The sequence below is a fragment of the Acidovorax sp. sic0104 genome (assembly GCF_019219095.1).
Lineage (GTDB): Bacteria > Pseudomonadota > Gammaproteobacteria > Burkholderiales > Burkholderiaceae_C > Acidovorax.
Map to the genome: position 1 here is coordinate 138,272 of NZ_JAHUWH010000005.1, position 20,358 is coordinate 158,629.

The 20,358-nt window shown below is 67.9% G+C and carries 21 protein-coding genes; 7 read left to right on the forward strand and 14 right to left on the reverse strand.

All coding sequences use genetic code 11. The annotated features are described in order from the left end of the window. Positions 1–11 precede the first annotated feature (11 nt). Both KW835_RS10380 and KW835_RS10385 read left to right on the forward strand, forming a co-directional pair. The gene (locus KW835_RS10380; RefSeq protein ID WP_255593469.1) at positions 12–665 is read left to right on the forward strand and encodes a hypothetical protein; all 654 of its coding nucleotides are present in this window, start codon (positions 12–14) and stop codon (positions 663–665) included. Positions 666–708: 43 nt separating this feature from the next. Further along, positions 709–1,299: a flavin reductase family protein gene (locus tag KW835_RS10385; protein ID WP_218382296.1), complete on the forward strand. Its 591-nt coding sequence runs from the start codon at positions 709–711 to the stop codon at positions 1,297–1,299. A 38-nt stretch (positions 1,300–1,337) separates the two neighbouring features. Here KW835_RS10385 and KW835_RS10390 read toward each other — a convergent pair whose 3' ends face one another. The 4 genes from KW835_RS10390 to KW835_RS10405 all read right to left on the reverse strand — a co-directional run bounded on the left by KW835_RS10390 (position 1,338) and on the right by KW835_RS10405 (position 5,259). Continuing rightward, entirely contained in the window at positions 1,338–1,823 is a 486-nt protein-coding gene (locus KW835_RS10390) for a hypothetical protein (protein WP_218382297.1), read from the reverse strand. 142 nt (positions 1,824–1,965) lie between these two features. Further along, positions 1,966–2,352 (reverse strand): VOC family protein, encoded by a 387-nt coding sequence (locus KW835_RS10395; RefSeq protein ID WP_218382298.1) that lies wholly within the window; start codon positions 2,350–2,352, stop codon positions 1,966–1,968. 279 nt (positions 2,353–2,631) lie between these two features. Further along, positions 2,632–4,248 (reverse strand): DUF2130 domain-containing protein, encoded by a 1,617-nt coding sequence (locus KW835_RS10400; protein WP_255593447.1) that lies wholly within the window; start codon positions 4,246–4,248, stop codon positions 2,632–2,634. A 252-nt stretch (positions 4,249–4,500) separates the two neighbouring features. Further along, positions 4,501–5,259, reverse strand: a complete 759-nt coding sequence (locus tag KW835_RS10405) for a tyrosine-protein phosphatase (protein WP_218382299.1) — start codon at positions 5,257–5,259, stop codon at positions 4,501–4,503. Between the two features lie 165 nt (positions 5,260–5,424). On the opposite strand from KW835_RS10405, the gene KW835_RS10410 reads away from it, so the two are divergent. After that, positions 5,425–6,264 (forward strand): helix-turn-helix domain-containing protein, encoded by an 840-nt coding sequence (locus tag KW835_RS10410; protein ID WP_339385530.1) that lies wholly within the window; start codon positions 5,425–5,427, stop codon positions 6,262–6,264. Here the strand turns inward: KW835_RS10410 and KW835_RS10415 are convergent. The 6 genes from KW835_RS10415 to KW835_RS10440 all read right to left on the reverse strand — a co-directional run bounded on the left by KW835_RS10415 (position 6,252) and on the right by KW835_RS10440 (position 11,933). Beyond that, positions 6,252–6,590 (reverse strand): DUF2834 domain-containing protein, encoded by a 339-nt coding sequence (locus KW835_RS10415; protein ID WP_218382301.1) that lies wholly within the window; start codon positions 6,588–6,590, stop codon positions 6,252–6,254. The two genes, KW835_RS10410 and KW835_RS10415, sit on opposite strands and share 13 nt — an antisense overlap. Positions 6,591–6,734: 144 nt before the next feature. Continuing rightward, positions 6,735–7,085: a DUF4124 domain-containing protein gene (locus KW835_RS10420; protein ID WP_218382302.1), complete on the reverse strand. Its 351-nt coding sequence runs from the start codon at positions 7,083–7,085 to the stop codon at positions 6,735–6,737. Between the two features lie 67 nt (positions 7,086–7,152). Further along, complete coding sequence (locus KW835_RS10425; protein WP_218382303.1) at positions 7,153–7,752, reverse strand: YbhB/YbcL family Raf kinase inhibitor-like protein; 600 nt, start codon at positions 7,750–7,752, stop codon at positions 7,153–7,155. A gap of 230 nt (positions 7,753–7,982) precedes the next feature. Then, on the reverse strand, positions 7,983–8,738 hold the full coding sequence (locus tag KW835_RS10430; protein WP_255593448.1) for a helix-turn-helix transcriptional regulator: 756 nt from the start codon (positions 8,736–8,738) through the stop codon (positions 7,983–7,985). A 64-nt stretch (positions 8,739–8,802) separates the two neighbouring features. Further along, on the reverse strand, positions 8,803–9,024 hold the full coding sequence (locus KW835_RS10435; protein WP_218382305.1) for a hypothetical protein: 222 nt from the start codon (positions 9,022–9,024) through the stop codon (positions 8,803–8,805). Next, positions 9,021–11,933 carry a DNA topoisomerase III gene (locus KW835_RS10440; protein ID WP_218382306.1) on the reverse strand — a complete coding sequence of 971 codons (2,913 nt, stop codon included), beginning with the start codon at positions 11,931–11,933 and terminating at the stop codon, positions 9,021–9,023. The genes KW835_RS10435 and KW835_RS10440 overlap by 4 nt, the downstream gene beginning before the upstream one ends. A gap of 167 nt (positions 11,934–12,100) precedes the next feature. On the opposite strand from KW835_RS10440, the gene KW835_RS10445 reads away from it, so the two are divergent. The 3 genes from KW835_RS10445 to KW835_RS10455 all read left to right on the forward strand — a co-directional run bounded on the left by KW835_RS10445 (position 12,101) and on the right by KW835_RS10455 (position 14,461). Continuing rightward, positions 12,101–12,718, forward strand: coding sequence for an SET domain-containing protein (locus KW835_RS10445; protein ID WP_218382307.1), 618 nt, complete (start codon positions 12,101–12,103; stop codon positions 12,716–12,718). Beyond that, entirely contained in the window at positions 12,715–13,560 is an 846-nt protein-coding gene (locus KW835_RS10450; protein WP_218382308.1) for a biotin--[acetyl-CoA-carboxylase] ligase, read from the forward strand. Before KW835_RS10445 ends, KW835_RS10450 begins: the two co-directional genes overlap by 4 nt. A 157-nt stretch (positions 13,561–13,717) precedes the next feature. After that, positions 13,718–14,461, forward strand: a complete 744-nt coding sequence (locus KW835_RS10455; RefSeq protein WP_218382309.1) for an SPOR domain-containing protein — start codon at positions 13,718–13,720, stop codon at positions 14,459–14,461. A gap of 279 nt (positions 14,462–14,740) precedes the next feature. Here KW835_RS10455 and KW835_RS10460 read toward each other — a convergent pair whose 3' ends face one another. The 4 genes from KW835_RS10460 to KW835_RS10475 all read right to left on the reverse strand — a co-directional run bounded on the left by KW835_RS10460 (position 14,741) and on the right by KW835_RS10475 (position 19,220). Beyond that, positions 14,741–16,192 (reverse strand): sensor histidine kinase, encoded by a 1,452-nt coding sequence (locus tag KW835_RS10460; RefSeq protein WP_218382310.1) that lies wholly within the window; start codon positions 16,190–16,192, stop codon positions 14,741–14,743. Between the two features lie 194 nt (positions 16,193–16,386). Next, positions 16,387–17,061: a response regulator transcription factor gene (locus KW835_RS10465; RefSeq protein ID WP_218382311.1), complete on the reverse strand. Its 675-nt coding sequence runs from the start codon at positions 17,059–17,061 to the stop codon at positions 16,387–16,389. A 129-nt stretch (positions 17,062–17,190) separates the two neighbouring features. Continuing rightward, complete coding sequence (locus KW835_RS10470; RefSeq protein ID WP_218382312.1) at positions 17,191–18,123, reverse strand: N-formylglutamate amidohydrolase; 933 nt, start codon at positions 18,121–18,123, stop codon at positions 17,191–17,193. A gap of 131 nt (positions 18,124–18,254) precedes the next feature. Then, entirely contained in the window at positions 18,255–19,220 is a 966-nt protein-coding gene (locus KW835_RS10475; protein ID WP_218382313.1) for a tripartite tricarboxylate transporter substrate binding protein, read from the reverse strand. A gap of 107 nt (positions 19,221–19,327) precedes the next feature. Between KW835_RS10475 and KW835_RS10480 the strand changes: the two genes are divergently transcribed. Further along, positions 19,328–20,296: a LysR substrate-binding domain-containing protein gene (locus KW835_RS10480; RefSeq protein ID WP_218382314.1), complete on the forward strand. Its 969-nt coding sequence runs from the start codon at positions 19,328–19,330 to the stop codon at positions 20,294–20,296. Positions 20,297–20,358 lie beyond the last annotated feature (62 nt).

Sequence of the window (20,358 nt, forward strand, 5' to 3'; positions counted from 1 at the left end):
CGCACCGGCACATGCCCATTGCCTCGCGCCTGCCTGCCGAGGTGGTGCGCGAGTACGGGCCTTTCGGAGACGCCAGCGCAGTCCACGGCGTGACCCACGACGGCCACCGCGTCTGGGCCGCCACGGGTGAGCACCTCGTGGCGTTCGACCCCGAAAGCGGCACAACCACCCGCACGCTGGACGTGGTGTGCGATGCGGGCACCGCGTTCGACGGCATGCACATCTACCAGATCGCCGAAGCGCGCATCGACAAGATCGACCCCGCCACCGGCCGCGTGCTGGCCACCATCCCTGCGCCGGGCGGCGGCAGCGACTCGGGCCTGACCTGGGCGGAAGGCAGTCTGTGGGTGGGCCAGTACCGGGACCGCAAGATCCACCAGATCGACCCCGCCACGGGCGCCGTCCGCCGCACCATCGAGTCCGACCGCTTCGTCACCGGCGTCACGTGGGTGGACGGCGAGCTGTGGCACGGCACCTGGGAGGGCGACGAGAGCACCCTGCGCCACATCGACCCCGCCAGCGGCACCGTGGTGCAGCAGCTGGACATGCCGCAGGGCATGGGCGTGAGCGGGCTCGAATCCGATGGCGCCGGGCTGTTCTATTGCGGCGGTGGCGGCAGCGGCAAGGTGCGCGCCGTGCGCCGTCCGGCGGCCCGCGGCCGTTGAAGCTTGTTCCGGGCACGCCCGGGGCCGCGCCACAATGGCGGCCATGCCACGACACAGCTCCACCGCCCCTGCGCATTTCACCCCGGTCCCGCTGGCCAAGGCCTATCGGCTGCTCAACCATGGTCCGACGGTGCTCGTCTCGGCGGAGCACGATGGGGCGCACAACGTGATGTCCGCCGCCTGGGCCTGTGCGCTGGATTTCAGCCCACCCAAGGTCACGGTGGTGATCGACAAGGCCACGCGCACCCGCGAGCTGGTGGACGCCAGCGGCGCTTTTGCCCTGCAGTTGCCCACGCTCGCCATGGCCGCACTGACAGTGGGCATCGGCACCGACAGCGCCAAGGCGCTGCCCGACAAGCTGCAGCGGCATGGCGTGCGGCTGTTCCATGCGCCGGGCCATGCGGTGCCGCTGGTGCATGGCTGCGCCGGCTGGCTGGTGTGCCGCGTGCTGCCCGAGCCCCGCAACGAGCAGGCGTACGACCTGTTCATCGGCGAAGTGGTTGCAGCCTGGGCCGACGAGCGCGTGTTCCGCGACGGCCACTGGCACTTCGACGAGGCGCCCGACGCGCTGCGCACGCTGCACTATGTGGCAGGCGGTCAGTTCTATGCCACGGGGGCCTCGGTCAAGGTCTGAGGAGCGCCGCAGGCAGCCCCGCCATGCGGCGCACCGGGTCACAGGCCGCCCGAGGATTCCGATTGCAGCTCGCGGATGCGCAGGCCTGCGGGTGTGCGGGCCAGCACCAGAGAGTCTTCGCTCACCACATTCATGCCAGCCAGCCCTTGCGCCTGCACCGATGTGCGCTGCGTGTACTGCAGGCGTGCCGTGGTCCAAGGGAACCCACCCCATTGCAGGCGCACGTTGCCGAACTCGGTCTGCGTGCGGGCCTGCAGCACCGTGAGCGCGGCGGACGACTGCTTGAGATAGCCGCACAGCTCGGCCTTGCCGCCCTCGACCTCCCAGCGGCCGCTCTGGCCCCTGGCGGTCAACGCCACCTTCACGTCGTCCGTGTAGTCGTCGCACGCGGCAGCGTCCCCCTGCATGGCGCGCGCGCTGTGCTGCGTGATCCAGTCCATCACATACGGCTCGGCAAAGACGAAGCGCGCGTGTGCATAAAAGCAGCCCAGCAGCACCAGCGCCACCCATACAACTCGGGACATGAAAAAAGTGTGCCGGGCCACGGCACGGGGGTAAGGAAAGAGGCGCGCATGGTAGCGGCCAACTGCCCTTGAGCACGCACGAAAATCGCATCCTTTTAACGAACGCAACAACTGCGTGCCCAGCCCCCTCAACGCTGGCAGATCAGGCCGTTTTAGGCGCCCTGTACAGCGCGCAGATCTTGTTGCCATCCGGGTCGCGCAGATACGCCAGGTACAACCGGCCCGACGGACCTTCCCGGTAGCCCGGCGGGTCTTCGCACGTGGTGCCGCCATGGGCCACGCCGGCCGCATGGAAGGCATCGGCCTGCTCGGCCGACTGCATGGTGAACCCGACGGTGCTGCCATTGCCATGGCAGGCCGGTTCGCCGTTGATGGGCGTGGAGATGGCAAAGGTGCCGGTGGGGCTGCGGTAGAAGTACCGGTTCTTGTTGGCAACGCCCGGCGGCACGCCGATGGTTGCGAGCAATGCGTCATAGAACCGGCGAGATTTTTCGAGGTCGGTCACGCCGACCATGATGTGGCTGAACATAGATTTGTCTCCTTGGAGCCCCTTCGGGGCGGGTTGCAGGCGGGTGGATGTTACTGGGCGCGGCCCGACCTGGTCTCGCCACACGCCGGGAGTCGTGACGGCCAGGGCAGCCGGGCGCTACCAGGTGCCTGGGAGTGAAAAATTTCAGGCCAGATTGGCCTCAAACGCTTATGCAGCAAGCGCTGAAAGCTATACATACAGGAGCCCCTCGCGAGCTGGACGCAGTCCAGCTTGACGCGCTCCGACCCACGCGCTGCTCGCCCACAACGTCACCGGGCATCACTCCCCGCCGGGAATCTCCATCTGCTTGAGGTCGGCGAACTTGGCCGCCATCGTCGGGTTGCCGCGGGTCAGCTTCTTGATCGTGAGGTCTTCGGCCTTGTCGTTGGCCAGGCGCAAATTGTTGGCCGACTTGTGCAGCGCCTCCTTGGTCTTCTCCAGGTCCTTGATGGCCTCGTCAATGCGCTTGACGGCCTCCTCGAACCCGTCCGACGCAAGGCGCCAGTTGCGCCCGAAGGCGCCCTTGAACTCCTCCAGCTGCGATTCGAACCTGGTGATGTCCAGGTTCTGTGCCTTCACCAGCGCCAGCTCCGACTTGTACTGCAGCGACTTCATCGCGGCGTTGCGCAGCAGCGTGATGATGGGGATGAAGAACTGCGGCCGCACCACGTACATCTTGGGGTAGCGGTAGAACATGTCCACGATGCCGGTGTTGTACAGCTCGCTCTCGGGCTCCAGCAGCGACACCAGCACGGCGTATTCGCAGCCTTTCTCGGCACGGTCCTTGTCCAGCTCTTTCAAGAAGTCTTCGTTGCGCTTCTTGGTGGCGGTCTCGTCGCTCTCGTTCTTCATCTCGAACATGATCGAGACGATCTCGTTGCCCGCCTCGTCCGCATCGCGAAAGATGTAGTCGCCCTTGCTGCCGCTGCGCGCGTCGTTGTCCTTCTCGAAATACGCGCGGGGAAACGCCGTGGCGCGGATGCGGTTGAACTCCGTCTCGCAGTGCTGCTCCAGCGTCTCGCCCACCATCTTGGTCGACAGCCGCGCCTTCATGTCCCGCAGCCGCGCGATCTCGCCGTCGCGGTCGCGCAACTGCAGGGCGTATTGCTCCTTGATGGCGTTCTCCTCCAGCTGCTTTTTCACCACCACCAGGTTCAGGTCGTTCCTGATCTCGTCGCGCTCTCGCGCCACCACCGTGACCGCCTCGGTCACCGCCAGCCGGCGAGCCACCTCGGCCGCCTCCAGCTGCGATTTCAGCTGCTGGATCTGCGCATCCTTTTGGGCGGCCACGCCCTGCAGTTCCTGCTCCAGCCGCGCTTGTGCCAGCTGTTGCGCCGCCTGCAGCGCCTGTTGCGCACGCTCCAGCTGACTCGCCAGCGCATCGCGCTCCTGATTCACGGAGCCCAGAGCCTCCGACACGGCGAGCTTGCGCGCGACCTCGGCGGAATCCAGCTGGGCCTGCAGCGCCTGAACCTCCGCCTCCTTGCTGGCCGCCGCGCCCTGCAGCGCCTGCGCGAGGCGCGCCTCGGCCATCTGGTGCGCCGCCTGGTGCACCAGCCGCACCTGCTCCAGCTCACTGGCGATGGCGTCGCGCTGCTTTTCCACCACGCTCAAGGCCTGTGCCACCGCCAGATCGCGCTCTACCGCGCCCGCGCCGAGCTGGGCCTGCAGGGCTTGAATCTCGGTGTCCTTGGCGGCCGCCGACTTCTGCAGTTCATGGGCCACTTGCGCCTGTGCCAGCGCTACCGCATTGCGCTTGTCCTGTTCGGCCAGCTCCAGCCGCTCGTGCAGCTGCGCGCTGAAATCCGCGTCGCGCACCTGCTTGAGGATGTCGGCATACCCGGTCTCGTCGACCTTGAACGCCTTGTTGCAGTGGGGGCAGATGATGTCGTGCATGGCAGGTGCCTTGTGTGTGGGTCGTTTTGCGTTGGTGGGGGAGCATAGCGGGCACTTGGCAGGGCGGCGCGATTCGAGAGGCACGCACTCTCACTGCGCAGGCTTGATGGCCAGCCTCCGTGCAGCGCCCACGAATGCGACGAAAAGCACGCCTATTGCCGGCGCCAGGCGCCAAACGAAGCTGGGGTACAGCCCCAGTGATGCGTTGGCAACGCTGCGGATGGGCCTTCGGGGAGGGCTGATGCAGACTGCCTAAACCCCCTCCTGCAGATACCGCCCCGCCAGCTCCCTCTGCGCCGTCGCATCCACCCCCATCACATCCACCAGATACGTCTGCACGCCCCCGAAGTCGTTGTCCACCATGTGCAGCGCGGCATCCAGAAATTCTTCCTGCACGCGCCACAGTACGGACAGCACTTCCTCCGGCGCATGGCTGCCCATGCCTTCGGGGCGGCGGTACAGGGTGTTGGTGAGCAGGTAGTCCTGCATGACCACGTCGCGCGGCACGCCCAGGGCCAGCAGGATCAGGGCGGCGGCAAAGCCGGTGCGGTCCTTGCCTGCGGTGCAGTGAAAGACCAGGGGCGAAGGCTGGCTGCCTTCGAGCAGCAATTGGAAAAGCGCGGCGAAGCGCGGAGCGTTGTCGTGCACGAAGCCCCGGTAGGTGTCCTGCATGAGCCCGACGGCGTCTTGTGCGGTGAGCTGGCGGCCGGTGCGCTGCAGCTCCAGCGCGCGCTGTACCACGGTGGGCTCGATCACCAGGGGGTGGTAGGCCACGCCGGGCAGGGCGTAGGCATGGGCGGCGCTTTCGGCCTGGCCGCGGAAGTCGACGGCGCGCGTGACGCCCAGCTGGGCCAGCAGCGTCTGGTCCTGCGGCGTGAGCCCGGCCAGATGGTCCGAGCGGAAGATATGCCGCCACTTGACCGTGCGCCCGCCGTGGCCTGCATAGCCGCCGATGTCGCGGAAGTTGGTGGCGCCCGCAAGGGGCAAGGATCGTGTCGGTGCGGGCTGCATGGTGCGTGGCACAGGGGTGCGGTGGGCCAGGTGGCGAAGCGCACAGCATAGTCCGGCCCTGCGGCATGCGCGTGTCGCGCGGGTGGCTTGCGCACCTGCTCATGGCCGGGGCATTGCCCACGGGGCTTGCCCCGAGGTGTGCAGAATCCGGGCATGCAGCGTGTGGTGCCCGTTCCCTCCGATCTACAGCCCTGGCTGACCGCCGCCGTGGTGGTCGATGCCCCGGCAGCGCTGGCGCGGTCGCATTTCCCGGCCATGGTAGCGAGCATGCTGGTGGTGCGGCTGGCCGGGCAGGTTGCGTGCCGGGGCGAGCCCGTGCCGCCAGCGGCCTGGATGAGCGCCAGCACCACGGCCACGGTGTACGAGCACAGCGGTCCGGTGCGGGCCGTGGGGCTGGTGCTCAAGCCCGAGGCTGCTGCGGCGCTGTTTGCCGGCACGCGCGGGCTGGTGGACACGCTGCGGCCGCTGGAAGAACTGGCGGGCCCCGGGTGGGCCGAGGTGGAACACGCGGTGCAGGCGGCCACGGATGACGGTGCGCGGCTGCAGGTGCTGTGCGCCTTCGTCCGGCAGTTGGTTGCGCCGCCATCGCCCTGCGAAACGCGGCGGCAACAGGCGCTGGCCTTGCTGCAGGCGGCAACCGGCAGCGCCACGGGCAACGACCCGGGCAACGCCACGGGCAACGACCCAGGCCCGAGCCAGCGTCTGGGATTGAGCCAGCGGCAGTTCGAGCGGCGCTTCGTGGCGCACTGGGGCATGACGCCCAAGCAGTTCCAGGTGATCGCACGGTTGAACAGCACGCTGGGCGGCGCCCTGACGGCGCCCGATGATCCTGTGGTCGATCTGGCATTGGGTCAGGGCTACTACGACCAGTCGCACATGGCGCGGGATGTGCGCAGGCTGACAGGCCAGCCACTGCAGGCCCTGGTGCAGGGCAGCCGCAGCCCGCTCAGCGCGCACTGGCCGCTGCAGGTCGGAGCGCAAACGCGCACGGATCAACCGGCGTAGCGGCCTGCATCCATCCGCAAGCGCTGAGCCAGGTACAGCGGCATCACGAACGCAAGGCCGATGCCAAAGCAGGCCGCGATGCAGGCCCAGCGCCACGCGCCCAGGCGGCGGTCGGCCGCCACCCAGGCCGAGAACGCCACGGCGGCCAGGTATACGTCACAGGTGATGCCGGTGGTGAGCGGATTGGCAAAGGCATCGCGCCAGAAGACATCGGGCATCACGCTGCCGCCGGCCAGAAAGTACAGGATGTTGAAGTACCAGGGAATGGCCAGGCCCAGCGCGGCCAGCAGAAGAAGAAAAACGCGCAGGTGTTGGTGGTGGTGCATCGGTGCATGCGGCCCCAGAAGAGTGAGGAGCCGGGGGTAGTGGATCGGTGCACCGATTGAATCCGCGCAGCCGCCTTGCGGGCTAGGAAAAAAGCGACATGCCCACCACGGGCTCTCACGACGACGGCCTGGCCGCCAGCCCGCCTACTTCGCGGGCGGCAGCGAGGTGACGGCCCCGTCCACCGGCAGCTCCTGGCTGCCCTTGGGGCAGGGCTGGTCGGTGTAGGTGGCGCGGCCATCCCGCACACATTTGCGGGGCTGCGGAGCCAGGGGCTGGGACGCACCCGCCTGCGCGGGGCGGGCCTGGGTGGCAGCAGGGCGGCTGCCGGGTGGCAGGGACTCTGGCACGGGACGGGTGATTTTCTGCCAGGCCTGTTCGGTCCAGGGCCCGGCCTGGGGCCACCACCGGTCAGACGTCCACCAGGCCGCCACTGCGGCGGCCAGCAGCAGTGCGGCCAGAAGGGACCAGAGGGCTCGTTCGCGGGTGCTGCGCATGGGGTGGGCCTTTGGTGTGGTGGATGACCACCAAGCTTAAAACATCACAGCGCCCCACCCCACACGGTCACGGCTGCTTGCCTTTGGCCGCAGGGCGCCCGTAGCGTGCCGTGAGCGTGGCCTTGCCCAGGCTGTTGGCGTTGATCATGTACCCAGCCAGCGCGGCGGTGGCGTCGGCCGGCAGATCCAGGCGCGGCACCTTGAGTGCATGCACGGTGAAGATGTAGCGGTGTGGCACATCGCCCTCGGGCGGGCAGGCGCCGCCCCAGGCGGCAACGCCGTAGTCGATGCGCACATGGCTCGCACCTGCGGGCAGCTTGGCGCCGCCCGCAGCGCCCGCGTCGGGCCGCAGCTCGGTCACGCTGGCGGGGATGTTGACCACCGACCAATGCCACCAGCCCGAACCCGTGGGCGCGTCGGGGTCGTACATGGTGACGGCAAAGCTCTGCGTGCCCGCGGGTGCGCCGATCCAGCGCAGGGCGGGCGACTGGTTGTCGCCCGCACAGCCAAAGCCTTTGAATTCAAAACGCTGGGGCAAGGTGCTGCCTTCGGCAAAGTCGGGGCTGGTGAGGGTGAAGGCCTGGGCCTGGGACTGGGCCGCCAGTGCCAGGCCCAGGGTGGCGACGACGGACAGGGCGCGGAGGGGGCGCGACAGAGGAAAAGACATCCGAAAGCTCCTTGCGATAGCGGGGTGACACAAGGCCTTGATGGTGCGGCGCGGCAGGCCATGGCACTGGCCCGGCGGCGTCAAAGGCTGTGCGCGGCGCGTCAGAGGCGATGCGCGTTCAACGCACCAACACCGTTCGGGCTGAGCCTGTCGAAGCCCTGTGCTGCGCATCGAATGCACTCAATGGACGGATTGGCCTTTTTGAATGGCGACCGGCACCGGCCCCCGCATCAGGGCCGAAGTTGCGAAGGCGGAAATCCAAACCGTTCGCGGAAGGCGGCGCTGAAGCGGCTGTGCGATTCGTACCCACAGCGGGCTGCAATCTCGGACACCTGCAGCGCAGAACTTTGCAGCAGCACCAGGCCCGTCTCCAGCCGCACATCGCGCAGGCACTGGCTCACGGTTTCGCCCTCTTGCGCCAGGCGGCGCTGCAAGGTGCTGGGGCTGGTGGCAAAGGCGGCGGCGATGCGCTCCAGCGTCCAGTCGGCCTGGGGGCTGGGGCCGATGAGGCGGCGCACACGCTCGGCCCAGCCCAGCTCGCCCGGCGGGGCGAAGACGATGCCCACCTCGGCCAGCAACAGCAGCACTTCGAGTGCGCGGTGCTCGCGCAGCGCCTGCGAGCTGGCCTCGCTCTCCAGCGCGGCCACGGCACGCATGTAGCTGTCTTCAAACGCCGCATCGGCTGCCAGGCCCGCACAGCCTTGCACTGCGGGCACGGCTGCAAACTGGCCGAACTGGCGGTGGAACTGCTCCACCAGCTCGGGCGCAAAACACAGGAGCCGCGCCACGTAACGGCCCTGCGGGGCCGGGTCATTGACGATCTCCCACTGCGCGCCACGCGGCAGCACAAACACCCGCCCGCTGGGGTAACGGTGCCCGCCGCCCGGTGTGACGAGGTGTTTGGTGCCCGACACCACCCAGCCCACCGAATCCATGCGCACCGTGACCGTGTGAATGCGATGGTGGAAGGTGGTCGCGATCTGCAAGGACAGTGCTGCCGCTTCGCCCATCACATCCCCCGTTCACTGGCGACCCGATCAAGCCAGCATCTCAGCGCGTGCGCTCCCGCGTCACGTTCACATCGATGTCGCCGAACACGGTGACCCCGCTGGCGCCCTGCCGGGGCTGCTGGCTGGCGGGGTCGCTGGAGCGCGCGGAGCCCGATGTGCTGCTGCAGCCACCGAGCGCACCGACGACAGCCAGGGCCGCCAGCGCGGTGCGCCACAGGCTCCGGGCACGCGATGGCACAAGTGTGGCGTGAGGCTTTTTCACTCGTCACCCCCCAGGTGGTTGCCCAGGATGCCCGCCAGTTCGAACATGCCCGCGCTGGCCTTGCCGAACACCGCACGCAGCTTGTCGTCGGCAACGATGGTGCGCTTGTCCTTCGGGTCCTGCAGGTTGTGGGCCTTGATGTACTCCCACAGCTTCTTCACGGCCTCGGGGCGGGCCACGGGTTCGTTGCCAATCACGGCGGCCAGGGCAGCGCTGGGCGCCTTGCCGGCGGCGGCCTTGCGCGCGGTTTTGGCGGCAGTGGTTTTGGCGGCGGCCTTCTTTGCAGGGGCTTTTTTGGCCACGGCGCCCGTCTTGCTTGCCTTTGCTGCTACTGTTTTTGCAGCAGCGCCCGGGCGTGGCGGGAATTTGCTCGGAGCGAACTCGAAGTTGACCTTGCCCGCGTCCTTGTCCCAGGCCAGGTGGGCCTTGAAGTTGCGGCGGGTGCGCATGCTCACGAACTTGTCGAGCAGGTCGGTCTTGCCGGTCTCGAGCAGCTTGGTCATCTGCTCGCGCTCCACCGGCTGCTGCAGGATGATCTTGCCGCTCTTGAAGCTGCAGCTCGGTGTGGGCTGCGCCGCAGTGGGAACCGCCTTGCTGCACACATAGTTGCTGCCGTGCTCGTGCACTTCCGACCCGCAGATGGGGCAGGCGCCGAGCGACGCGTCTTCAAACTCCACGATCTCGCCGGACTCCTCGCCCTTCCTGTCGTCGCCAAAGTCGAATTCGAGCTTGTAGTTGTGCGCCTCATCGTCGTACTTGATGACGATCTCGGACGTGAAGGGCCAGCCCGCCTTGGAACGGAAACCCTCCAGCGGGCCGATCTTCTTGTCGCGCAGCAGGGCGTTGGCCTCGGCCGTCTCGAAAGTGCGGCCCGCCGGCGACTTGCCGAAGCTGAAGCCGCAGCCTTCCGCACCCGGCTTGCCCACGCAGGCGAAACGGCGATAGTTTTCCTTCACCACGCCGCCGCAGTTGGGGCAGGGTGATTCGAGCGTGGCGTAGTCGCCGGGGATGGTGTCGCGGTCGTACTCCTTGGCCTTCTTGACCATGCGCTCGGTCATCGCGGCGATCTCGGCCATGAAGGCTTCGCGGCTGAGCTGGCCCTTTTCCATCTGCGAGAGCTTGTACTCCCACTCGCCGGTCAGGTCGGCGCGGCACAGCTCCTCGACCTCCAGCCCGCGCAGCAGCGTCATGAGCTGGAAGGCCTTGGCCGTGGGGATGATCTCGCGGCCTTCGCGCAGCATGTACTTTTCAGTCAGCAGGCCTTCGATGATGGCCGCGCGGGTGGCCGGCGTGCCCAGGCCTTTTTCCTGCATGGCAGAGCGCAGTTCCTCGTCGTCGATCTGCTTGCCGGCGCTTTCCATCGCGCCCAGCAGCGTGGCTTCGGAGTAGCGTGCGGGGGGCTTGGTCTTGAGGCCCTTGGGGTCGACCTGCAGGGTGTTGACGCTTTCGCCGGGCTTTACCGGCACCAGGTTCTGGCCCTTGTCGCCATCCTTGCCGCCTTCCACCTCGTCGGCAGCTTCCTTGCCGTAGATGGCCAGCCAGCCGGGCTTGACCAGCACCTTGCCTTCGGTCTTGAAGCTGTGGGGCGCCACGGCCGAAATGCGGGTGGTGACGGTGTATTCAGCGCTGGGGAAGAACACGGCCATGAAGCGGCGCACGACCAGGTCGTACAGCTTCTGCTCGGCTTCGGAGAGGCCGCTGGGCGCCTGCAGCGTGGGGATGATGGCAAAGTGATCGCTCACCTTGCTGTTGTCGAAGATGCGCTTGGATGGGCGCACGTAGTTGTTGTTCAGCGCGGTGAGCGCGTGCGGCGCGAGGTGCCGCATGCCGCTGTCGGCCAGCATCTCGAAGGTCTGCTTGGCCACCGGCAGATAGTCCTCGGGCAGCGCGCGCGAGTCGGTACGCGGGTAGGTCAGGGCCTTGTGGCGCTCGTACAGGCTCTGCGCCAGGGCCAGCGTGGTCTTGGCCGAGAAGCCGAACTTTCCGTTGGCCTCGCGCTGCAGGCTGGTCAGGTCGAACAGGAGGGGCGACGCCTGCGTGGTGGGCTTGCTTTCCTCGGTGACCGTGGCCTGCTTGCCGCGCACGGCGTTGGCGATGGCCTGGGCTTCGGCGACAGACCAGACGCGGTCCGCGCGCATTTCCACATCCTCGCCCTTCTTCCACTTGGGGTCGAACCACTTGGCGGGGTACTCGCCCGCTTCGGCACCGAAGGTGGCGTGGATTTCCCAGTAGTCGCGGCTCACGAACTTGCGGATCTTTTCTTCGCGCTCCACCACCAGCGACAGCGTGGGCGTCTGCACCCGGCCCACGGTGGTCAGGAAGAAGCCGCCGTCGCGCGAGTTGAACGCCGTCATGGCGCGGGTGCCGTTGATGCCCACCAGCCAGTCGGCCTCGGAACGGCTGCGCGCGGCGCTGGCCAGGCCCGCCATCTGCTGCTCGGTGCGCAGGGCGTCGAAGCCGTCGCGGATGGCCTGGGGCGTCATGGACTGCAGCCACAGGCGCTTGACGGGCTTGCCCAGGGGCTTGGCGCCGCCGGCGTACTGCTCGATCAGCCGGAAGATCAGCTCGCCCTCGCGGCCCGCGTCGCATGCATTGATGAGTTGCGTGACGTCCTTGCGCTTGGCCTGCTTGACCACGGCGTTCAGGCGCGTCTTGGTCTTGTCCACGGGCTTCAAGTCAAAGTACGGCGGGATCACGGGCAGGTGGGCAAAGCTCCACTTGCCGCGCTTGACGTCGAACTGCTCGGGCGCCTGGATCTCCACCAGGTGGCCTACGGCGCTGGTGACCACATAGCGGTCGTTCTCGAAATGGTCTTCGTGCTTGTCGAACTTGCCAGCCACGGGTGTGAGCGCGCGCACGATGTCCTGCGCCACGGAGGGTTTCTCTGCAATTACCAGGGTCTTGGTCATTTTTGGGGGGGCTCTTGCCTGTCGTCGTTCGTTCTATGTTCTGGGGCCTGGCGCCCGGGTCCGGCCCGGGCGCTTCTACAATTCGGGTTTCGCGCGCATGTACGTACGCATACACGCACGCGCACGCACACATGTGTGTGCACCATCAAGTTAACAGAGTTTTTGCCATGCCCCGCTTCGCACCGCCCGCCGCCCCTGTTGTTGCACCGGGCCGCCGCATCCAGACCCGGCGCTCGGGCGTCCATGGCAACGGCGTGTTCGCCGTGCAGGACATCGCCGAAGGCGAAGTGCTGGTGGAGTACACCGGCGAGGTCATCACCTGGCAGGAGGCGCAGGACCGCCACCCGCACGACCCCCTGCAACCGAACCACACCTTCTACTTCCATGTGGATGAAGACCGCGTGATCGACGCAAAGTTCGGCGGCAATTCGTCGCGCTGGATCAACCACAGCTGCAACCCCAACTGCTACGCAGACGAACGGGACGGCCGCATTTTCATCACGGCGCTGCGCAATATCAAGGCAGGCGAAGAGCTCAATTACGACTACGGCCTGATCATCGAAGAGCGCTACACCCCGAAGCTCAAGGCCGAGTACCCCTGCTGGTGCGGCAGCGCCAACTGCCGCGGCACGCTGCTGGCGCCCAAGCGCGGCTGGGCGCCGCCTGTGCCGCCCAGCCCAGCGAAGGCTGCGAAATCGGCCAAAAGGGCCACGAAAACTGCAGAGGCCCCCAAGCCCGTGAAAGCCGCAAAAACCGCAAAGCCCGCCAAGGGCCACCGCCTGTGATCGCCCCCATCCGCTGGCCCGCCGAGGCCGTGTGGGAAGCGGTGTCACCGCTGTTACCCGGTTTTACGGTCGAGGTGCTGCCCAGCATCGATTCGACCAACACGGAGCTCATGCGCCGTGCGCGCTCCGGCCTGTGCGATCCCACGCTGCTGGTGGCCGAGCAGCAGACCGCCGGCCGTGGTCGCATGGGGAGGGCATGGCAAAGCGATGTCGGATCGTCGCTGATGATGTCCCTGGGCCTGCCATTGGCGCCTGCCGACTGGTCGGGTTTGTCTCTGGCTGTTGGCGTGAGCGTGGCCGAAAGCCTGCAGCCCGTGCTGCCGCCTGCGCAGGCGGGCCAGCCGGCCCGCGTGGGCCTGAAGTGGCCCAACGACTTGTGGCTGGGTGGCGCCGGCGGCGACCGCAAGCTGGGCGGCATCCTGGTCGAGACGGCCAGCTTTGTCGCCCCGCAGGATGGCACGGCCTGCGCCCCTTCGGCCAGTACCGCTCGCTATGTGGTGGTGGGCGTCGGCATCAACGTGCTGCCGCGCAGCGGCGATGGCATGAGCATGCCCCCCGGCAGCCTGCAGGACGTTGAGCCGGGCCTGGATGCACCCACCGCACTGCTGCGCATCATGCCGCCGCTGGTGAGCCTGCTGCGCTCGTTCGAAGGCTACGGCTTCGGTCCCATGCAGCCCCGCTTTGCGGCGCGCGACGTGCTGCAGGGCCGCGCGGTGACGCTGAGCGACGGCACGGCGGGCACGGCCCATGGCGTGGGCGAGGACGGCGCGCTGCTGGTGCACACGGCCGGTGGCATGCAGGCGGTCACCAGTTCCGAGATCAGCGTGCGGCCGGTGGCATGAGACTCCCCCTGAGCCGCTTCGCGTCATCCCCCAAAGGGGGACGCCACCCGTGGCCTGGCAGAGCCAGTTCCACGGTGGCGCTGGCGGATGTAGCGCCAGTTTTGAGGGCAGGCGCATTGGACTTGCGCTGGTCGGGCACCATGACTGAAAGGACCCCATGCTGCGACTTGCCGTGATCGTGCTGCTGCTGGCCAATGCGGGCTATTACGCGTGGTCGCAGGGGCTCCTCAAGAGCTGGGGACTGGCCCCGCAGGAGCAGGCGGAACCCCAGCGCATGGACCAGCAGATCCGCCCCGAGACGCTGCAGATCCTGCGCGTGAACCCGGGCAAGACTTCCCCGCCGCCCTCGTCTTCGGGCACTTCTTCATCTTCGCCGGGCTCCCCGGCTTCTCCCTCGGGCACGGCCACCGCATCGGCCGATGCCACCTCCGCCCTGCCCACCCCGCCCTCCGAATCCGCCGAATGCCTGCAGGCCGGCGTGTTCGACGACCGCCAGGCCGAGGCGCTGCGCACGGCTGCGGCCCCCCTGCCGCAGGGCAGCTGGGTGCTGGACCCGACACCCGTGCCCGGCCGCTGGATGGTCTACATGGGCCGCTTCGAAGACCAGGAAGCGCTGGACCGCAAGCGCGCGGAGCTGCGCGCCCGCAAGGTGGACCACGACCGCGCCGGCGGCACGCTGGAGTTCGGCTTGTCGCTGGGCCGTTTTGCCTCCAAGGACGCCGCCGAGCGCGAGCTGGCCAACCTGGCCACCAAAGGCGTGCGCACGGCCCGCGTGATCCAGGAGCGGCCCGACACGGCGGGCTTTACCCTGCGCCTGCCCGCAGTGACCGACGCTCTGCGCCCGCAGCTGGAGGTGCTGCGCACGGCCATGGCGGGCAAGACGCTGCGCAACTGCGGATGACCGATTGCTATTGAAAAGATAGCTATTGACGCTGACTGGTTGGGCGCCAGGTCCCGAAATCCCCCTTGCGGCGGGCAGCCGCTGCTGCGCGAACGACAGGCGCGTGGGGGCTGATGAGCCCAGGGTGATGCGCTGCGCGGCAAACTCTCCGGGCAGGCGGACCGGGGTCACCCGGCCCAGCGATGAGGGGGCGTTGTGGGGGAGCAGGCTCAGCTGGGCACAGAGGGCACCGAGAGACGCTGCAAGACGGGCGTTGATGGCTGCCGTGAAGTCCGGCGCTCAGCCCCCCGCCGCGACATCCCGCGCCGCAAACCGCACGCTGAAGCGCGCGCCGGGCGGCTGGTGGCCGGGGCGCGCATCTTCGAGCGTGACCTCGGCACCGTGCTTGCGCGCGATCTCCAGCACGATGGGCAGGCCCAGGCCCGATCCGTCGGCCTCGCTGCCCAGGGCCCGGTAGAACGGCTGGAACACCAGCTCGCGCTCGGCCTCGGGCACGCCGGGGCCCGAGTCCTCCACCTGCAGCAGCAGCACGTGGCCGAAGGTGTCGGCCAGCACGCGGGCCGTGACCACGCCGGGCCTGGCCGGTGTGGAGGGCGTGTAGTTGATGGCGTTGTCGAGCAGGTTGCGCACCAGCTCCTTGAGGAGCGTGGGGTTGCCGTCCAGCAGGACGCCGGGCGAGCCGGGCTCGGCGCCGTCGTAGCCCAGGTCGATGTGCTTGTCGAGCGCGCGCGGCACCGAGTCGCGCACCACCTCGATCACCAGCCGCGCCAGGTCGCAGGGCTGGCGCGCAATGCCCACGCCGCTGCCCTCGGCACGCGCCAGGGCCAGCAACTGGTTGACGGTGTGCGTGGCGCGGATGCTGGAGCGCCCGATCTGCTGCAGCGAGCGCTTGAGCTCTTCGGTGCTGGTGCCCTCGCGCTGGGCCAGGTCGGCCTGCATGCGCAGGCCTGCCAGCGGGGTCTTGAGCTGGTGCGCGGCATCGGCCAGAAAGCGCTTTTGCGTCGCCAGCGAATCGTTCAGGCGCTGCAGCAGGTCGTTCACCGACGAGACCAGCGGCGCGACTTCGAGCGGCACGGTGCGGTCGTCCAGCGGCGACAAATCGTCAGGGTTGCGCGCACGGATGCGCTGCTCCAGCTGGTTCAGCGGCTGGATGCCGCGCGCCAGCGCGAGCCACACCAGCAGCACCGCCAGCGGCAGGATGACGAACTGCGGCAGCATCACGCCCTTGATGATTTCGGTGGCCAGCACGCTGCGCTTCTCGCGCGTCTCGGCCACCTGCACCAGGGCCATGGGCGTGCCTTCGAGCGGCAGGCGCACCCAGATGTAGGCCACGCGGATCTCGATGCCGCGCATCTCGGCGTCGCGCAGGCGCACCTCGCCGGACTGGGGCACTTCGTCGCTGGCCGGCTCGGGCAGCTCGCGCTCGCCCGACAGGAATTCGCCGCCGGGCGCGATGACCTGGTAGTAGACGATGTCGGAGTCGTCGGCCCGCAGGATCTCGCTGGCGGGCTGGGGCAGGTTGAACTGCACCTTGCCGCCGGACACCGACACCAGCTGCGCCAGCGCATGGGCGTTGTATTCGAGCGCGCGGTCGAACGGCTTGTTGGCCAGGCCCTGGGCCACCAGCCAGGTGAGCGCCAGGCTCACGGGCCACAGCAGCAGCAGCGGCGTGAGCATCCAGTCAAGGATCTCGCCGAAGAGGGAGCGCTGCTCTCGCTGGAAGATTTTCAAGGTTTTTGGGCCGCTACCGCTTATCCATCAAGCGCCAGCAGCTATCATTTTTATTGCAAATAACTCAGACATCACCTGGCACCGCTGCCGCCGAAACTGGCGTGCTCAAGGCCAGTGCACCCGTGGAACTGGCTCCGCCAGACCACCGGGTGCGTCCCCTGCGGGGGAAGGCGCGCAGCGACTCAAGGGGTTTCCTACCCCGGGATTTTCTCGAGGCAGTACCCCAGGCCGCGCACGGTCGCGATGCGGATGGGCCCGCCTTCGATCTTCTTGCGCAGGCGGTGGATGTAGACCTCGATGGCGTTGTTGCTGACCTCTTCGCCCCATTCGCACAGGCGCTCCACCAGTTGTTCCTTGCTCACCAGCCGGCCGGCGCGCTGCAGCAGCACTTCCAGCAGGCCCAGCTCGCGCGCCGACAGCTCGATCATCTTGCCGTCGATGGTGGCCACGCGGCCGGCCTGGTCGTACACCAGGGGGCCGTGCTTGATGGCGCTGCTGGTGCCGCCCATGCCCCGTCGCGTGAGGGCCCGCACGCGGGCTTCGAGCTCCTGCAGCGAGAAGGGCTTGGCCATGTAGTCGTCGGCCCCGAAGTCCAGGCCCTTGACGCGCTCTTCCACGCTGTCGGCCGCGGTGAGGATGAGCACCGGCAGCGCCGAGCCCCGGCTGCGCAGCTTCTTGAGCACTTCCAGGCCATGCAGCTTGGGCAGGCCCAGGTCCAGGATGAGCAGGTCGAACTCGTTGTTGGTGAGCAGCGCGGCGTCAGCCTCGGTGCCGCTGGCCACATGGTCCACCACGGCACCGGATGCCCGCAGAGTGCGCAGCAGGCCATCGGCCAGCACCTGGTCGTCTTCGGCAATGAGGATGCGCATGCGGGGGTCTCCTGGTGGGTGCGCGGTCTGGCGCCGCGCCTGCTGCCGATTCTAGGCGGGCAGCACCGCACCGAGGAGGTCTTGAGCACCATCGCGCCGGCCCCGGCGGCTGCGGGGCCAGCGAGCCGCTCAGCGCGGGTCGTGCGCCAGCAGCTTTTCCACCAGGGCTTTGAGGTCGGCCTGCAGCCGGGCCATGCCTTCGGGGTTCTGCGCGAGCGTCTTCTCATCCATATAGAGCTTGCGGTTGATCTCGACCTGGATGCTGTGGCGGTGCTGCGCGGGGTTGCCGTAGCGGCGCACCAGTTCGACGCCCTTGTAGGGGTGGTTGTATTCCACGCTGTAGCCGCAGGCGCGCAGGTGCTCGCAGATCAGTGCCGACAGCGCGGGGCTGGCGGTGGTGCCGTCGCGGTCGCCCACCACGAAGTCGGCATGTTCGAGCCCCGGAAATTCGGTGGCGAAGCGGCCGGCTACAGCAGGCATCGAGTGGCAGTTGAGGTGGATGCTGTAGCCATGCCGCGCGTGGGCGGCGTCGATGGCCCGGGCCACGGCCTGGTGGTAAGGGCGCCAGCAGCGGTCGATGCGCGCGCGCACTTCGGCCACGGTGAGCAGGCGGTTGTAGATGGGCTCGCCTTCGTCGGTGAACTTCCAGACCAGGCCCTTGCCCAGGCGCACCTTGCTGAGCACCTTGGGGTCGGTGGAGACGGGGTCGGACCACTCTCCATCGAGCAGGGAGGTGTCAAGCTCGGTGGTGTCGCGGTTGGCATCGAGGTAGATGCGGGGGAAGTGGGCCTCGACCCAGGCCGCGCCCATCGCGGGGGCGAAGGCGTAGATCTTCTCGACGTGCGTGTCTTCGGCACGTCGCAGGGTGGGCAGATCGCACGCCGAGCCGAAATCGGCCGGGTACTGCGTGCCGCTGTGCGGCGAGTCGAGCACCAGTGGCGTGGTGCCGGGCACGGCCGTCACCATGGGCGCGGCGACGCCCCTGGCCGGGCTGGACTGGCCACTGGCGCCCGGTTGGGAATGAAGAAATCGGGTCTGGATCAGTTTCAAGGCTGAATGCATAGGCAGAGTGTGCGCAAGGGGAGACTGCACGCCCAGCCCGACCGGGCTGGGGCTGGGGTTATTCGGGGCGCCAAGGTGTGCGCATCGGGCAAGAAAGGATCGCGGCTGAGTTCGCAGGGCGCGGCCGCCTCTCAGTCCAGCGCTACCTTGGCGTAGGCCGCAACACCCTTCATTTTGTCGATCTCATGGGCGATTTGTGCGGTGAATTCCCGGGAGGTCGTCCCCGAAGGATAAAGGCCCTGCCCTGCCAAACGGTCGCGCACGGGAGGCTCCTTCAGCGCCTGCGCCACGGCTTGCTGAATGCGGTCCACCGCCGCTGCCGGTGTGCCCGCCGGGGCCACCAGGCCGAACCAGGAAGGCTCATTGGCCTGCTTGTAGCCCAAGGCGGCATACGTGGGAACATCGGGCAGGACGTCCAGCCGCACAGGCCAGGAAACCGCCAGCGCCTTGAGCTTGCCGGCCTTGATGTGCGGCAGCGACGAGGCCACCTGATCAAAGTACACGCCCACCTGCCCCGCCAGGACGTCGTTGATGGCCGGTCCCGCGCCTCGGTAGGCGATGTGGACCATGGAGGTGCCTGAGCTGCGCTTGAACAGTTCGCCCCACATGTGGCCTATGGTGCCGTTGCCAGGGGTGGCGTACGAAACCTTGCCCGGGTTGGCCTTGAGGTATTTCACGAGCTCCGCGAGGTCCTTGACCGGCAGCACTGCCGGGTTGACGACGATCACGCCAGGCGCGCGGACGATCTCGGTCACGCCGACGAAGTCCTTGAGGGGATCGTACGGAAGTTTGCTGTACACGGCGGGATTCACACCATGCGTGGACAGCGTGGCCACTCCCAGGACCAGCCCGTCGGCCGGCGCGCGTGCGACCTCGGCCATGCCGATCGAGCCACCCGCTCCGCCCCGGTTTTCCAGCACTACGGGCTGCTTGAGGATGCGGGCCAGCGGCTCCTGCAGGCTGCGCGCCGTGATGTCGGTGGCGCCGCCGGGCGGGAACGGCACGATGATGCGCAAAGGCTTGGACTCCTGGGCAGAGATCATTCCGGATGCGAAAGTTGTTGCAGCCAGAACAGAAAGCACGTGACGGCGTTGCATGGGGCTTCTCCATTGATAGACTGCCTGAGCGTACGCCGCGAAACCGCCATGGACAAACAAAAGATTGGCCTGATAACATTCCATTAAGGAATGAAAGGAGATGGGTAATGTCCAGCTTGCGGCGCCTCGCGCCCCCTCTGCACCTCTTGCGGGCTTTCTCCACGGTGGCGAGGTTTGGCAGCGTCTCGCGCGCCGCCGACGCCCTGCACCTCACGCAGAGCGCCGTGAGCAAGCAGGTCAAGGAACTGGAGGGCTGGGTGGGCGTGATGCTGTTCGAGCGCAGCCGCAAACGCCTGGCGCTGACCCCGGCAGGCGAGCGCTATGAGAAGGCGGTGCGCTCCGTGCTGGCCCAGCTCGAAGCCGCCACGCTGGAACTGATCACCAGCGATGACGGCGGCGGAGCGTTGCATCTGTCCAGCCTGCCCACCTTCGGGGCCAAGTGGCTCATTCCGCGCCTGCCGCAGTTCCAGCAGCAACACCCGCAGGTCACGCTGCACTTCGTGCCCTACGTGCACAGCTACGACTTCGAGCGGCCCGAGCTCGATTGCTCCATCCTCTTCGGCGAAGGCCATTGGCCCGGTGCGCATGCGCACTACCTCACCGGCAACGACGTGGCGCTGATCGCCCCGCGCACCCGCGTGGCCGACTGGGCGTTGCACAGCCCCAGAGACCTTGCACGACACACGCTGCTACGTCACGTGACGGTGCCCGACGCCTGGCTGCGCTGGAGTGAAACGCACGGGGTACAGGGTCTGGTCGACCCGCTGGCCGGGCCGCAGTTCGACCAGTTCCAGACCATGATCCGCGCGGTAATGGCCGGCATGGGGCTGGCGCTGGTGCCGCGTTGCCTGGTGCAGGACGAGATCACCGCCGGGCTGGTGCGCGAGCCCCTGGCCGAACAGCCTCTGCGCGGCGGTTACCAGAGCGACATGGGCTATTGGTTCTGCTATCCGGAAGGCCGCACCCAGCTACATGCGCTGCAATGCTTCCTGCGGTGGCTGCTGGCCTGCGCCGAGCCTGCGGGCGCGGGTCCCGCCAGCCCCGCAGCGCTCGGCAGCACACTGCGCGACTGCTGAGAACCCGTTCAAGATCTTTTCGGGGGATCGCATGGGGTGCGGGCACTGGCCCGACCCACCAG

What these genes read in the sequence shown, in the direction of transcription:
- KW835_RS10380 (WP_255593469.1), top strand. Translation starts at nt 12, where the DNA reads ATGCCCATTGCCTCGCGCCTGCCTGCCGAGGTGGTGCGCGAGTACGGG.
- KW835_RS10385 (WP_218382296.1), top strand. Translation starts at nt 709, where the DNA reads ATGCCACGACACAGCTCCACCGCCCCTGCGCATTTCACCCCGGTCCCG.
- KW835_RS10390 (WP_218382297.1), bottom strand. Translation starts at nt 1,823, where the DNA reads ATGTCCCGAGTTGTATGGGTGGCGCTGGTGCTGCTGGGCTGCTTTTAT.
- KW835_RS10395 (WP_218382298.1), bottom strand. Translation starts at nt 2,352, where the DNA reads ATGTTCAGCCACATCATGGTCGGCGTGACCGACCTCGAAAAATCTCGC.
- KW835_RS10400 (WP_255593447.1), bottom strand. Translation starts at nt 4,248, where the DNA reads ATGCACGACATCATCTGCCCCCACTGCAACAAGGCGTTCAAGGTCGAC.
- KW835_RS10405 (WP_218382299.1), bottom strand. Translation starts at nt 5,259, where the DNA reads ATGCAGCCCGCACCGACACGATCCTTGCCCCTTGCGGGCGCCACCAAC.
- KW835_RS10415 (WP_218382301.1), bottom strand. Translation starts at nt 6,590, where the DNA reads ATGCACCACCACCAACACCTGCGCGTTTTTCTTCTTCTGCTGGCCGCG.
- KW835_RS10420 (WP_218382302.1), bottom strand. Translation starts at nt 7,085, where the DNA reads ATGCGCAGCACCCGCGAACGAGCCCTCTGGTCCCTTCTGGCCGCACTG.
- KW835_RS10425 (WP_218382303.1), bottom strand. Translation starts at nt 7,752, where the DNA reads ATGTCTTTTCCTCTGTCGCGCCCCCTCCGCGCCCTGTCCGTCGTCGCC.
- KW835_RS10440 (WP_218382306.1), bottom strand. Translation starts at nt 11,933, where the DNA reads ATGACCAAGACCCTGGTAATTGCAGAGAAACCCTCCGTGGCGCAGGAC.
- KW835_RS10445 (WP_218382307.1), top strand. Translation starts at nt 12,101, where the DNA reads ATGCCCCGCTTCGCACCGCCCGCCGCCCCTGTTGTTGCACCGGGCCGC.
- KW835_RS10455 (WP_218382309.1), top strand. Translation starts at nt 13,718, where the DNA reads ATGCTGCGACTTGCCGTGATCGTGCTGCTGCTGGCCAATGCGGGCTAT.
- KW835_RS10465 (WP_218382311.1), bottom strand. Translation starts at nt 17,061, where the DNA reads ATGCGCATCCTCATTGCCGAAGACGACCAGGTGCTGGCCGATGGCCTG.
- KW835_RS10470 (WP_218382312.1), bottom strand. Translation starts at nt 18,123, where the DNA reads ATGCATTCAGCCTTGAAACTGATCCAGACCCGATTTCTTCATTCCCAA.
- KW835_RS10475 (WP_218382313.1), bottom strand. Translation starts at nt 19,220, where the DNA reads ATGCAACGCCGTCACGTGCTTTCTGTTCTGGCTGCAACAACTTTCGCA.
- KW835_RS10480 (WP_218382314.1), top strand. Translation starts at nt 19,328, where the DNA reads ATGTCCAGCTTGCGGCGCCTCGCGCCCCCTCTGCACCTCTTGCGGGCT.